General features: G+C 58.5%; 15 protein-coding genes. 1 reads left to right on the forward strand and 14 read right to left on the reverse strand.

All coding sequences use genetic code 11. The features are described 5' to 3' along the window. Nucleotides 1-34: 34 nt before the first annotated feature. From BAR1_RS03215 to BAR1_RS03260, 10 genes are all read right to left on the reverse strand, one after another. Nucleotides 35-1,357: a class-II fumarase/aspartase family protein gene (locus tag BAR1_RS03215; RefSeq protein WP_118941683.1), complete on the reverse strand. Its 1,323-nt coding sequence runs from the start codon at nt 1,355-1,357 to the stop codon at nt 35-37. Then, nucleotides 1,358-2,185 carry a BKACE family enzyme gene (locus tag BAR1_RS03220; protein ID WP_118941684.1) on the reverse strand — a complete coding sequence of 276 codons (828 nt, stop codon included), beginning with the start codon at nt 2,183-2,185 and terminating at the stop codon, nt 1,358-1,360. Between the two features lie 3 nt (nt 2,186-2,188). Next, nucleotides 2,189-2,791: a protocatechuate 3,4-dioxygenase subunit alpha gene (gene pcaG, locus BAR1_RS03225; RefSeq protein ID WP_118941685.1), complete on the reverse strand. Its 603-nt coding sequence runs from the start codon at nt 2,789-2,791 to the stop codon at nt 2,189-2,191. Further along, nucleotides 2,791-3,513, reverse strand: coding sequence for a protocatechuate 3,4-dioxygenase subunit beta (pcaH, locus tag BAR1_RS03230; protein WP_118941686.1), 723 nt, complete (start codon nt 3,511-3,513; stop codon nt 2,791-2,793). The genes pcaG and pcaH overlap by 1 nt, the downstream gene beginning before the upstream one ends. Next, complete coding sequence (gene pcaC / locus BAR1_RS03235; RefSeq protein ID WP_118941687.1) at nt 3,510-3,890, reverse strand: 4-carboxymuconolactone decarboxylase; 381 nt, start codon at nt 3,888-3,890, stop codon at nt 3,510-3,512. The genes pcaH and pcaC overlap by 4 nt, the downstream gene beginning before the upstream one ends. Then, the gene (pcaD, locus tag BAR1_RS03240; protein ID WP_118941688.1) at nt 3,883-4,677 is read right to left on the reverse strand and encodes a 3-oxoadipate enol-lactonase; all 795 of its coding nucleotides are present in this window, start codon (nt 4,675-4,677) and stop codon (nt 3,883-3,885) included. Before pcaD ends, pcaC begins: the two co-directional genes overlap by 8 nt. Continuing rightward, nucleotides 4,677-5,846, reverse strand: a complete 1,170-nt coding sequence (pobA, locus tag BAR1_RS03245) for a 4-hydroxybenzoate 3-monooxygenase (protein ID WP_118941689.1) — start codon at nt 5,844-5,846, stop codon at nt 4,677-4,679. Before pobA ends, pcaD begins: the two co-directional genes overlap by 1 nt. A 66-nt stretch (nt 5,847-5,912) precedes the next feature. Further along, nucleotides 5,913-6,077, reverse strand: a complete 165-nt coding sequence (locus BAR1_RS18130) for a hypothetical protein (protein WP_228408708.1) — start codon at nt 6,075-6,077, stop codon at nt 5,913-5,915. Nucleotides 6,078-6,516: 439 nt separating this feature from the next. Next, complete coding sequence (locus tag BAR1_RS03255; RefSeq protein ID WP_118941690.1) at nt 6,517-7,713, reverse strand: endonuclease/exonuclease/phosphatase family protein; 1,197 nt, start codon at nt 7,711-7,713, stop codon at nt 6,517-6,519. Nucleotides 7,714-7,718: 5 nt separating this feature from the next. Beyond that, entirely contained in the window at nt 7,719-8,693 is a 975-nt protein-coding gene (locus BAR1_RS03260) for a threonine ammonia-lyase (protein ID WP_118941691.1), read from the reverse strand. Between the two features lie 215 nt (nt 8,694-8,908). Between BAR1_RS03260 and BAR1_RS03265 the strand changes: the two genes are divergently transcribed. Further along, nucleotides 8,909-9,706, forward strand: coding sequence for an extracellular solute-binding protein (locus BAR1_RS03265; protein WP_118941692.1), 798 nt, complete (start codon nt 8,909-8,911; stop codon nt 9,704-9,706). A gap of 39 nt (nt 9,707-9,745) precedes the next feature. On the opposite strand, the gene BAR1_RS03270 is transcribed toward BAR1_RS03265, so the two are convergent. The 4 genes from BAR1_RS03270 to fabB all read right to left on the reverse strand — a co-directional run bounded on the left by BAR1_RS03270 (nt 9,746) and on the right by fabB (nt 13,544). Beyond that, the gene (locus BAR1_RS03270) at nt 9,746-10,435 is read right to left on the reverse strand and encodes a haloacid dehalogenase type II (protein WP_118941693.1); all 690 of its coding nucleotides are present in this window, start codon (nt 10,433-10,435) and stop codon (nt 9,746-9,748) included. Nucleotides 10,436-10,569: 134 nt separating this feature from the next. Next, nucleotides 10,570-11,364, reverse strand: a complete 795-nt coding sequence (gene ppk2 / locus BAR1_RS03275; RefSeq protein ID WP_118941694.1) for a polyphosphate kinase 2 — start codon at nt 11,362-11,364, stop codon at nt 10,570-10,572. A gap of 158 nt (nt 11,365-11,522) precedes the next feature. Continuing rightward, nucleotides 11,523-12,311 carry an enoyl-ACP reductase FabI gene (locus BAR1_RS03280; RefSeq protein WP_118941695.1) on the reverse strand — a complete coding sequence of 263 codons (789 nt, stop codon included), beginning with the start codon at nt 12,309-12,311 and terminating at the stop codon, nt 11,523-11,525. Nucleotides 12,312-12,317: 6 nt separating this feature from the next. Next, complete coding sequence (gene fabB / locus BAR1_RS03285; protein WP_118941696.1) at nt 12,318-13,544, reverse strand: beta-ketoacyl-ACP synthase I; 1,227 nt, start codon at nt 13,542-13,544, stop codon at nt 12,318-12,320. Nucleotides 13,545-13,549: the final 5 nt, after the last annotated feature.

The raw sequence follows: 13,549 nt of genomic DNA on the forward strand, positions 1-13,549 counted from the left end.
CGTTCCTGATGGCTATCAAACTGAACTAAACAGTTCAATAAGTTTTTGCAGCTTCGGCAAAAGCGCGGGCCTGTGCGGGGGCTTCGCCCAGTTGGGTAACTGGCGTGAACAGGCTGGCGGGGATGTCGGGCCATTTGGCATGGGCCAGTTCGGGCAGGGGGATTGTGTTGGTTTTAGCCTGCTGGCACAGGGCTTTGACCTCGGTTTGGGCTTGCGGGCGGGGCATGAATTTGGCCAGCTCGAAGCTCAGGGCCTCGGCATGGATCAGGCCCAACCCGTCGTTGATATGGGCCAGCATCCGGTCGGGGTCGGGTGTGATATTGCCGGTCAGCTCACCCGCCGCCGTCAGGGCGCGGCCGGTCGCCATGGTGATTTGCCCAAGGTTCATCCATTCAACAAACCACGCCGCCCCGTCGCGTTGCTGGCGGTGGATTTGCGCACCCTGAATAGCGCTGTTTAGCGCCGTGGCCTGCCGCGCCAGCGCCACCAGTAACGAGGGCAGAACCGGATTGGATTTCTGCGGCATGGTCGAGGACGCGCCACCGCTGCCCAGCGAAACCTCGGCAATGCCGGACTGGGTCAGCAACAACAAATCCCCGCCCATCTTGCCAAGGCTGCCTGTCACCAGCGCCAGCCATCCGGCATATTCGGCGATACTGTCGCGGGTGCTGTGCCAGGCGGTATCGGTGGCCTCCAGCCCCAGTGCCCCGGCCATTTTGCGGCGCAATACGGGGGCGTTTTCCAGTTGCGAGGCTGTGCCTGCCGCCCCAAACAGGCTGATCCGCAGCAGACGCGGGCGCAGTTCGGTCAGACGTTGCAGATGGTCAATCAGCGGCATCCCCCATGTGGTCACCGTGGCGCCGAATGTGGTGGGCGAAGCGATTTGCCCATAGGTGCGCCCCGCCATCGGCAGATCGGCATGGGCTTGGGCCAGCGCGCCGAGGGTTTTGATGATCGCCTGCAAGCGCCCCTCGAACAGCGCCAGAACCTGTTTCAACCGCAGCACCAAAGCGGTGTCCATGATGTCTTGCGAGGTCGCGCCCCAGTGGAAATACTGCGCGTGTTCCGGTGCGTCCGTGGCGGCGTGAAAGGCCTTGACCAGTGCCGGAACCACCACCGCATTCACGCCCGTTTCGGCGGATAATCCGGCGGGGTCGATCTGCACTTCCATTACCGCGCGTTTGATAAATGCGGCGGATTCCGCAGGGATTACCCCCAGTTCCCCCTGTGCTTGTGCCAATGCCCCTTCGACCAGCAGCATCGCCCGCACCTCGGCGCTGTCGGAAAACAGGCGGGCGATGTCATCATCGCCAAACAACCCGCGCATCATGGCGCTGTCAAAGGGGGTAACAGCCATCTATTCCTCCAGACCAAGAATGGTGCGCGCCTGTTTTGGCGTGGCGACGGGGCGGTCATATTTGGCGCAAAGATCAGCAGCGCGGGCGACCAATGCGGCGTTTGAGGAGGCCAATGTGTAGCGGTCCAGCCGGATGTTGTCCTCAAGCCCCGTGCGGGTGTGACCACCGGCGGCGATGGACCATTCGTTGATCCTGATCTGTCCCGCGCCCACACCGGCGCCACACCACTGCGCGTCCGGGGCAAGGCGTTTTAGCGTTTGGATGTAGAAATCGAACACATCCTTGTCCACCGGCATGGCGTTTTTCACCCCCATTACGAATTGCACATAGAGCGGCTGTTTCAACCGCCCGTCCTGCGCCATCGCCGCGGCCTGAAAGATGTGGCTCAGATCGAAAGCCTCGATCTCGGGTTTGATACCGTATTCCAGCATCCTGCCCGCCAGCCAATCGACCAGATCAGGCGGGTTTTCGTAAACGCGGGTGGGGAAGTTGTTGGAGCCGACCGTGAGCGAGGCCATATCGGGGCGCAGAGGCAGCATGCCGCCGCGCTCCTGCCCCGCACCCGAACGGCCACCGGTGGAAAATTGCACGATCATATCGGGGCAATGTTTGCGGATGCCCTCCATCAGCAGGGCGAAACGCACGGGGTCCGAGCTGGGCGAGCCGTCGTCATTGCGCACATGGCAATGAGCGATGGAGGCACCGGCCTGATAAGCTGCATGCGTGCTTTCGACCTGTTCGGTAACGGTCACGGGCACCGCCGGATTGTCGGATTTCTGCGCCACCGATCCGGTGATCGCCACGCAAATGATGCAGGGGTTCGTCATCGCTTAAATATCCAGAAACACTGTTTCATCCGGCCCCTGTATGCGGATATCGAAACGGTATGTCACGCCTTTGTCGCCTTCACTGCGGGTGGCAATTAGGGTCTGGCGGCGGTGGGTCTGTTCAATCAGGTTCAGCACGGGGTCGGTGCTGTTATCGCAATCGTCAAAATACATCCGCGTATTCAGGCCCAGATTGATGCCGCGTGCGACGATCCACAGGTTGATATGCGGGGCTTGTGTGGTGCCGTTTCGCCCCGGTGTGGCGCCGGGTTTGATGGTGTCAAAGCCCCAGAAACCGGTGTCGAAATCGGTGATCACCCGCCCCCAGCCGCGAAAGCCCGCTTCAACACCGCGCCCGTCCTCGGGGTGGGCGTAATGGCCATCCGCGTTGGCCTGCCATGCCTCGATCAGCACATCCTTTATGGGCGCGCCGGTGCCGTCATAAACGCAGCCCTCGACGCGGATGCGTTCGCCTTTGGCGTTGGGTCCGGCGATGTCCCAGCCCAATTCCTGTTTGAATATGTCAAAACCGGCAGCACGCGGGGCAAGGCCGATGTGGACATAGGGGCCGGCAGTTTGTGACGGGGTCTCTTTCAAATAGTCCATCAGTTGCCCTCCAGCCGGTTTTCAAACAATGTCGAGCGCCGCCCGCGCAGCACGATGTCGAAGCGATAGGCGATGCTGTCCAGCGGTACGCTGGCGTTCATGTCGAGTTTGGCGACCAGTTGCTCAATCGCCTCGGCATCCGGTACGGTCTGCATGATCGGGCATTCGGCGATTAGCGGATCGCCCTCGAAATATAGCTGGGTGATCAGCCGTTGGGCAAAACCCGCGCCGAAGATCGAGAAATGGATATGCGCGGGCCGCCAGTTGTTGACCCAGTTGCGCCACGGATAGGCGCCCGGTTTCACGGTGCGGAAATAGTAGTAGCCGTCGGCATCTGTCATGGTACGCCCGCAGCCGCCGAAATTGGGGTCGATCGGGGCAAGGTAGGTGTCCTTTTTGTGCCGGTACCGCCCACCGGCATTGGCCTGCCAGATTTCCACCAAGGTATTGGGCACAGGGCGGTCGTTTTCATCCAGCACACGGCCATGCACGATGATGCGTTCGCCAACCGGATCGCCGCCGTGGCCATAATTTTTCAGCAGGTCGTTATCCAACGGGTCAATGTCATTGTGGCTGAACACGGGGCCGGTGATTTCCGACAGGGATTGTTCCAGTGACAACAGCGCGTATTGCGGCGAGCGGGTGATGGATGTCTTGTAATTTTCCGATTTCGCAGGCGGGTGGTGCAGGCGGTCGCGCATGTAGTATTCGGCGGGTTTCATATCTCGACTCCCATTTCGGCATAGGTGGCCTTGGCGATTTTCAGGGCGTGGTTGGCGGCGGGCACTCCGGCGTAGATGGCGACGTGCATGAAGGCTTCACGCACTTCCGCAGGCGTGGCGCCCGTATTGGCGGTGGCGCGGATGTGCATGGCGACTTCGTCCCAGTGGCCACCGGCGGCCAGAAGTGCGAGCGTGATCAGGGATCGGTCGCGTTTGCTGATGGTGTCAGAGGCCCAAAGGGTGCCCCATGCGGTTTCGGTGATCATTTCCTGAAAAGGCGCATCAAAGGGTGTTTTGGCCAGTTCGGCGCGGTCCACATGGTCATTGCCCAGCACAGCGCGGCGCACTTCCATGCCTTTGTCATAGCGTTCAGACATGGCCTTGCTCCTCAAGAAAAGTGGTCAGGACGGCGGCGTATTCTTCGGGTTGTTCGACACAGGGCAAATGGCCGGCACCACGGATCAGATGAAACTTTGACCCTTTCACCAGATCGGCGGTTTCGCGCACCAGATCGGGCGGGGTCGAGCCATCTTCGGACCCCGCAATCGCCAGTGTCGGCAGGGTCAGCCGTGCGGTGCTGTCGAACAGATCGGTTTGTGCAATCGCGGCGGAACAGCCCAGATAGCCGGCCACCGGCGTGCGGCACAGCATATGCCGCCAGCCCGCCAGTTCCACCGGGTTTTCCTGCCGCCAGCGCGGCGACAGCCAGCGTTCCAGAATGGCGGCTTCCAGTGCTGCAATCCCGCCCTTGCGCACGGCCTCGATCCGGTCCTGCCACATGGCGGGGGTGCCGATTTTGGCGGCTGTGTTGGACAGCACCAGACCGCGCACCAGATCCAGCCGTTCCGCCGCCAGCCCCTGCGCGATCATGCCGCCGATCGACAGGCCGACAAAGATGCAGTTTTTCACCCCCAAATGGTCCAGCAGCGCCGCCGCGTCCGTCACCAGATCCCCCATGAAGTAATCCCCGTCGGGTGCGCCGGTCAGCCCGTGGCCGCGCGTATCATAGCGGATCAGGCGCAAGCCCTTGGGCAGATGCGGCAACAACCGGTCCCATAGCCGGAAATCCGTGCCCAGAGAATTGGAAAACACCACAGGTGCGCCGTTCGGGTCGCCCTGATCGGCGTAATGCACTGTTATTCCGTTCAATTCCACCATCTGCATCAGTACGACAACCCCACATAGTTTTGCGCCAGCACCTTTTGTGCGGCCTCGTTTTCCGCCAGAAATTCCTGATCCGCGCGCTGCATTTTCAGATCGAACGCGCTTTGATCGGGGAAGCGGTGCAGCAGGTTTGTCATCCACCAGCTGAACCTTTCGGCCTTCCAGATACGGGCCAGTGCGCGGTCGGAATAGCGTGCAAGCCCGTCAATATCCTTGTCATGATAGGCGGCAATCAGGGCGTTATACAAATAATGAATGTCCGAGGCCGCCGTATTCAGACCCTTGGCCCCGGTCGGCGGCACGATATGGGCGGCATCCCCGCATAAAAACAGACGCCCCCAGCGCATCGGTTCGGTGACAAAACTGCGCAACGGGGCGATGGATTTCTCGATCGCGGGGCCGGTGATCAGTCGTTCGGCCACGTCTTCGGGCAGGCGGCGTTTCAATTCGTCCCAAAACACCGCATCACTCCATTTTTCCACCCCGTCGGACAAAGGCACCTGAATGTAATAACGCGACAGGTTGGCGTGCCGCATGGAACACAGGGCAAAGCCGCGCTCCGAGCTGGAGTAAATCAATTCGTGATGCGCCGGCGGGGTTTCCGACAGCACCCCAAGCCAGCCAAAAGGGTAAGCCTTTTCATAGTCACGGCGCAGCGTGTCGGGGATGGTCGGGCGACTGACCCCGTGAAACCCGTCGCAACCCGCGATGTAATCGCAGTCTATCCGCGCTTCGCCCTGACCGGCGTCATAGGTGATGTAAGGCGCGTCGGTATCGGCCCCGTGGATCTGCACGTTCTCGGTGTTGAAAATGATCTGCCCGCCCATCGCCTGCCGCGCGTCATACAGATCGCGGGTAAGTTCGGTCTGGCCGTAAACCACAACCGAAGTGCCGGTCAGCGCCTTGAAATCAATGCGGAACTGGTCATTCCCGTAGGCAATGCAGGTGCCGTCATGGGTGAAACTTTCGGCATCCATCCGCGCTGAAACGCCCGCCTCGCGCATCAGATTGACAAAACCGACCTCAAGCACCCCCGCCCGGATACGCCCCAGCACATAATCGCGGGTTTTGCGCTCCAGCACCACGGTATCAATGCCCTTGCGGTGCAATAGCTGACTTAGCAACAGCCCCGAAGGGCCGCCGCCGATAATGGCAACTTGCGTGCGCATTTGTTTTCTCCCTGTTCGCAGGCAGTATCAGGGAAAGTAGTTTGCAATGTCAATTAAATTGATGCCTTACCCATCAATGGAAACCACCGCCAGCCCGACCAGAACAAAGCCGGCGCCGACGATCTGTCGCGAGGTCAGGCCCTCGCCGATACTGAAAGCATAGGTCAGAACGATCAGCGTTTCGACCGCGATAATGACCAAATATAACACGCCAAGGTTGATCTCCCGCATAAGGATGATTTCGGCAAAGTTGCAGCAAGAAAACCAGAGAGAAGGAATAGAACCGCATTCCCACTCCAAGTGCTGGAGGCCATTTTCATACCGATGGTTGCGCCAGAATATCCCAACAAGGCGACCAAAATCAAAACACCGGTCTTCAGGTATACGCTGTCCATATCAATAGATTTCCCTAGCAATAGTTTGCAGATGATAGGCTATTGTGGAGTTGGTAGAGTATTATGGATTGTTGATAATTGGTGTATTTTGCCAGAACGGACCTTCGGTGCCAAGGCAGGAGGCGAGAATACACCAACACAGGCAAAGAACAGCCCAAAGGCAGAACAAGAAAAAGCCCCGGAAGCGTGTTGGGAGGAGACACACAACCGAGGCTAGATAACCAAGCTATGGATAAACTAGCATTTTTCGAACTGCGATCCTAGTCAGGTATACCTTACCCCACGTCAAACAGTTGCATATGTGCCATGATCTGCCCGTGGTCCGAGGCCAGTTTGTTATACGGGGCCTCGTCGTGTGAGCCGTCAGTGATGTGGTCATTGTAGACGCTGAAATACTCCATTTCGCCCATACGGTTGTTGTTGTCCGGATGGAAATGGCGGCTCATCAATATCTGGTCGATGCTTTCGTAAACGCCGCCAAAGGCCGAGGTGTAAACCACATCCCGCATGGATTTTCGCACGAACAGCTTTTCGGCGGAATGCAGGCGGACGCGCTCGATTTCGCCGCGAATTTGTTTGTCTTCCTCTTCGGTATAACGGTCATTGGGGGATTTCGCGTCATGGCGCAGCATCCAGGTGTAGTTCTTGAATGGTATCTCGCCGGAAATAATTTCACTGCTGACCGCATTTTCGTTGTCGTTTAAATCACCCAGCACCATCACCGGATGGCCATCCTCCAATTCATCAATAATCAGGCGGCGCAGCACCCAGGCCTCGGCCATGCGGCGCAGACCGGCCCGCAATGATCCCAGTGCCCGACCGGCGGCGTCATAACGGGTCAGGTCGGCTTCGGGCGCAAATTCGGCGCCTTTCGGGGTAACGAACTCTCCCAGTTTGGATTTCAAGTGGCAGTTGAAAACCGTGATCACACGGTTGCCAATCGGTATGCGCACCTTCTGGATCGGGCGGGACAGGCGGGAAACGGTGTAATAGCCGCCATCCCCGCCACCAAGATCCTGCATCGGGATTTTCATAGCCGGTTTCAGTTGTTGAATGACCACAGGTTTGCCGCGAAACCCGAACCGCGACAGGATCGCAAGGCCGGGGCGGCGCTGGCCGGGTTCGCCATCATTCACGTTCGGGGCAAAGGCGATAGCGGCATCCGTATAGGGGCTATAGGCCAGTTTGCGGAAAATCGCCTTTTTGGCATAGCGCTTGTTGCGGTCGGGGATCGTCACCTCGTTTGTGGCAATGCCGCGCCGGTCGGCCTCGGCGATCACGGCCTTCAGGGCGTCCTCTTCAAAGATTTCCTGAAAACCAACGATATCGGCGTTCAGTTTTACCACCTGATCGGCCATCCAGTCTTCTTTCCATGCGTATTCCTCGGGGGTGTAGTGCATGAACCTATAGTATTCCTGATCTGCCCCGATCAGGTTTTTGACGTTGAAACTGGCAATGGTGAAACGGGTCATTTTCGCTACTTTCCGTATTTTGCAAGAGCCTGCGAGAATAGCGCGGCATCGACATTTCCGCCAGAGGCAACAACGATCACCGTGTCACTTTGCAGCGTTTCGCCGTGGAACAGGGCGGCAGCCAGTGCCGATGCCCCGCCCGGCTCGGTCACGATTTTCAATCGGGTAAAAGCCTCGGCCATTGCGCGCAGGCAATCATCGTCAGGCACCACCAACCCCGCCCCGCACAGGCGTTGCAGGATGGGGAAAGGGACAACGCCGGGGGACGGGGTGATGATAGCGTCGCAGATGGATCCGGTGGTCGCGGGGTTCTGTTCGATCTTGCCGGATTTCAGCGAACGGGCCACATCGTCAAAGCCTTCCGGCTCGACCGGATGCACCTTCATCCCGGGTGCTTTGGCCTCGAGCGCCAGCGCGATGCCCGAGGTCAGGCCGCCCCCGCCGCAAGGCACCAGAACCTCGGCCTGTGTCACGCCCAGTTCAGCGGCCTGTTGCGCGATTTCAAGGCCGGTTGTGCCCTGACCAGCCACCACCAAGGGTTCGTCAAATGGTTTGATCAATGTTAATCCCCGTTCCCCTGCAAGACGCGCGCCGATCTCGTCGCGGTCCTCGGTGGCGCGGTCATACAGGATGACTTCGGCACCCAATGCTTTGGTGTTATTTATCTTCAATTCGGGCGCGTCCGAGGGCATGACGATCACCGCCGTGGTGCCGTGTTCGCGTGCGGCCAACGCGACGCCTTGGGCGTGGTTGCCGGAGGAAAAGGCGATCACGCCTTTGGCGCGGATGTCGGGGTCAAGCGCGGACAGGGCCGACCATGCGCCGCGGAATTTGAAGCTTCCGGTGTGTTGCAGGCATTCCGGTTTCACCAGCACGCGGCGCCCCGCGATTTCGTCCAGAAAGGGCGAGGACAGCAGCGGCGTGCGGCGGGCTTTGCCGTCAATCCGTTTTGCGGCGGCTTCGATCATGTCGATGTTCATTTCAGCGTTCCTGTTACATTTACTTGTCCGTTTCTTTGCGTAAGCATGTCATGAAGTTTCCGGAATGTAGAGGAAAACCCGCAAACCGAACCAAAGTGAGGTGAAACACACGCGAGTGTGATTGAAGCGGAGAGATTAAAACCGCATCCGTGGGTGTGAGTATAATGGGTGCCTTGATCCGAGGACCTGCAAAACTCAATCAAACGGAGAAAACAATGCGTTTTTCATTTCCTATGCTGGCTATACTGCTGACAACGTCAACCGCCGCAATGGCCCAGAGCAGTTCACTATATGACCCAGCGATCAAGCACATGCCCAAAGACGGGGTTGTCAAACTATACGGGGCCGGTGGCCCTCATACGGCTTTTGCCAAGGTTGCGGCGGCATGGGAACAAAAAACAGGCCAGAAAGTGGAAATCATTGCCGGACCGGAAAAGAAATGGTCGCCTTTGGCTCAAGCGGATGCAGACATATTGTGGGGAACATCCGAGCAATCAATGACGGCGTTTCTGGAAACCTACAAAACATTCTCGTCGGATCAGGTTGAGCCGATCTATATCCGTCCGACAATCATTGCTGTCAAAGCGGGTAATCCCAAGAATATTTCCGGCTTTGACGATCTCTTGAAACCGGGGATGAAGATCGTCGTGACCGAAGGGGCGGGTGTTTACAACACGTCAGGAACCGGCACATGGGAAGATGTTGCCGGACGTTTGGGACGGCTTGGTGATGTGACCGCATTTCGCAAGAACATTGCCGTTTTTGCCAAAGGGTCAGGGGCAAGTTATCGCGCGTTTAAATCAATGGATGCGGATGCCTGGATCACTTGGCCAAACTGGCCGGCATCAAAAGGCGAACTGGAGCAAGTCGATATTGCGCCAGAACGAACTGTTTGGCGGGATGTTAATGTGGCGTTGTCGCCTGATGCAGATCCGGAAGCGCAGCAATTTCTGGACTTTTTGCTGACAGAAGAGGCCCAAAAGCTGATGCTGACAGAAGGGTGGGTTCGTTAGGATCAAAGATTGTGGCGGCCAGAGGTTTTCTGGCTGCCATTATTTCAATGATCCGGCAAGTTGCGGGATGGTGGTCAGATCGGGCAGGGTATGGGCCGGTTGCCACGGCAGCCGGTCCATCGGTTCGCCCGCGCGGTTGACCCATGCGGTTTGAAAGCCGAAACCGGTAGCATGGGCGGCGTCCCAGCCGTTTGATGAGACGAAAAGCACTTGGTCCGGGATGCAGGAAAACCGTTCGTTCACAAGGGCGTAAACACTGGCATGCGGTTTGAACACACCCACGGATTCAACCGACAGAACATCATCCAGCAGGTCGCCAATACCGGCCGATTTCACCGCCCCGTCCAGCATATCGGGCGAGCCGTTCGACAGGATAGCAGTGTTCATGCCCGCCTGTTTCAAAGCCCCCAGCATCGCGGGGACTTCCGCGTAGGCGGACAGTTCCCAGTAAAGCGCCAGCAGGCGTTCGCGCAACTCGGGATCGGGCAGGTTGTTGGCCTCGAGCGCCCAGTCCAAACCATCCTGTGTGACGGCCCAGAAATTGGTATGGGCACCGGCCACGGCGCGCAGCCATGTGTATTGCAACTGTTTCAGGCGCCAGTCATTGGCCAGCTTTTGCCAGACCTTGGCAAAATCCGCGCGACCGGGTTCAGCAGCGACCTGGCGGGCGGCGGCTGAAACATCGAACAGGGTTCCGTAGGCATCGAAAATGCAGGTGGTGATGGGCATGGCGTGTCCTTCCGGTTGCGGGCAAACAGTGGCACAGGGCGGTTCATCTGAAAAGGGGGATTTGGGCGGTCTGATTTGCGTCTGCAAAACGTCGGATTCGCGTATGGCAAAATGCAGACCGCCGGAACGGGGCGCTATAGCTTGCTGTGAACTTCCTCGACGAAGGTCTGGTCCTCCATCGGCGGGCGCACATAACCCTGCACCACGGGCCGGTCTTCCAGCATGATGGGTTCGGGGGTTGTGTCCTCATACGGGATCTGGTTCAGCAGGTGGGTGATGCAATTGATCCGCGCGTGTTTCTTCACGTCGGAATTGACCACATACCACGGGGCCTGTTTGATGTCGGTATGGGCGAACATGATGTCCTTGGCTTTGGAATATTCCACCCAGCGGTTGCGCGATTCCAGATCCATTGGCGATAGTTTCCAGCGTTTGGTCGGGGTGACCAGACGTTTCTGGAACCGGCGTTCCTGTTCCTCGTCCGATACCGAAAACCAGTATTTGATGATCTTGATGCCGGAACGCACCAACATGCGTTCGAATTCGGGACAGGAGCGCAGGAAATCCTGATGTTCCTCTTCCGTGCAGAACCCCATCACCTTTTCCACGCCGCCGCGGTTGTACCACGAGCGATCAAAGATCACCATTTCACCGGCCGAGGGCAGGTGGGCGACATAGCGCTGGAAATACCACTGGGTTTTCTCGCGTTCGGTCGGGGCAGGCAGGGCCACCACGCGGGTGATGCGCGGGTTCATCGGTTCGGTGATCCGCTTGATGGTGCCGCCTTTGCCGGCGGCATCACGCCCCTCGAATATCACCACGACCTTCAGGCCCTGTGATTTGATCCATTCCTGCATTTTGACCAGTTCGATTTGCAGGCGGGCCAGTTCGGCCTCGTATTTTTTGTTGGATATCTTTTTCTCGGCCATTTGGACACTTTCTTTGAAACTCGCGCGCGTTTACCCGCTCAAAGCTAGATCAAAGAAGGGGATTGGTCGAATCCTAAATTCCCCGCGCGCTCATCGCTTCCCTGCGGTCGCTTTTCGTAACATAAGCGAGGAAAGCCGTCAGGCTGGAGGAGCGCGGGTTACAGGTTTTCCGGCTGCGCCATGCCCAGCACATGATAGCCGCCATCCACATGGATGATTTCGCCGGTGGTGCAATTGCCCGCCTCCGAGGCCAGATAGACGGCGGTGCCACCCACGGCCTCTAAAGTCGCATTGCTGCGCAAGGGCGCGTTGGCTTCGGTGGCGCGGTAGGTTTTGCGCGCGCCGCCGATGGCTGCACCGGCAAGGGTTTTCATCGGGCCAGGCGAAATGGCGTTCACGCGGATGCCGTCGGGGCCAAGGTCATTGGCCAGATAGCGCACAGCCGATTCCAGTGCCGCCTTGGCCACACCCATCACGTTATAGAACGGGGTGACGCGGGTGGACCCCTGAAAGGTCAGTGTCAGGATGGTGCCACCATCGGTCATCAAAGGGGCGGCGCGGCGGGCCACGTCGATCAGGGAATAGCAGGATATATCCAGCGAGTTTTTGAAGTTGGCGCGCGAGGTATCAACGAAGCGCCCCGTTAATTCGTCCTTGTCCGAAAACGCCAGCGCGTGCACGACAAAATCAAGGCTGCCCCATTGCGATTTGATCTGGTCAAAGGCGCGGTCCATCGAGGCATCATCGGTCACGTCCACATCCACCAGAATGTTCGATCCCAAGGATTGGGCCAGCGGGGCGACCCGTTTGCCAAAGGCTTCGCCCTGATAGGTAAAGGCCAGTTCTGCGCCGGCCCCTGCCATTGCTTCGGCAATACCCCAAGCGATAGATCGCTGGTTCGCAACCCCCATGATCAGGCCGCGTTTTCCTTTTAACAAATCCGACATAAATAGTTACCCGTGATACTTGCTCATCGCGATGGTGCCGTTTGTGCCACCAAAGCCAAAGCTGTTTGAAATGACCGTATCCAGACCTGCATTTTCGACAAATTCGGTGCAGATTTCATCTGGGTTAATTTCGGGGTCCAACTCGGTGATATTGGCCGAAGGTGCGATGAAATCGCCCCCCAGCATGATCAGCGAATAGATTGCCTCGTGCACACCTGCGCCGCCCAGACAGTGGCCGGTGACCGATTTGGTCGAGGTGATCGGCGGCACGTTGCCTTCGCCAAAGACGCGGCGCACGGCGTGGACTTCGGTCACATCGCCCGCAGGGGTCGAGGTGCCGTGGGCGTTGATATAGCCGACCTTGCGATCGCCAATGGTGCTTAGGGCCAGCTTCATCGAGCGTTCGGCCCCTTCGCCCGACGGCGCAACCATGTCGTGGCCGTCCGAGGTGGCACCGTAACCGGTAACTTCGGCGTAGATTTTCGCGCCACGGGCCAGTGCGTGTTCCAGTTCTTCCAGAACCACAACGCCGCCGCCGCCGGAAATGACGAACCCGTCGCGGGTGGCGTCAAAGGCGCGGGATGCTGTTTCTGGGGTGTCGTTATATTTGCTGGACATCGCGCCCATCGCGTCGAACAGGCAGGACAGGGTCCAGTCCAGTTCCTCGCCACCGCCGGCGAAAACGATGTCCTGTTTGCCGAACTGGATTTGTTCAACCCCGTTGCCGATGCAGTGCAGGGATGTGGTGCAGGCCGATGTGATCGAGTAATTCACGCCCTTGATTTTGAACGGTGTGGCAAGGCAGGCCGAGTTGGTCGAGGACATGCAGCGGGTGACCATGAACGGCCCCATGCGTTTGGGCGCGCCTTTTTCTTTCACGATCTTGTGGGCCTGGAAGAAGTTCGAGGTCGAAGGCCCGCCGGATCCCATCACCAGACCGGTGCGCGGGTTGGAGACGTCACTTTCCTCGAGGCCGGAATCGGCAATCGCCTGTTCCATCGCGATATAGTTATAGGCCGCCCCCGGCCCCATGAACCGCAACTGGCGTTTGTCGATATGTTCTGCCACGTCGATTTGCGGCATGCCGTGGATCTGTGACCGGAACCCGTTTTCGGCGTAATCAGGCGCGGCAATGATGCCGGATTTGCCCGAGCGCAGGGCTTTGGTCACTTCTTCGACGTTGTTTCCGATCGAGGAAACGATGCCCATTCCGGTAATGACGACGCGACGCATGGCGT

The sequence above is a fragment of the Profundibacter amoris genome, from assembly GCF_003544895.1.
GTDB classification, from domain to species: Bacteria; Pseudomonadota; Alphaproteobacteria; order Rhodobacterales; family Rhodobacteraceae; genus Profundibacter; species Profundibacter amoris.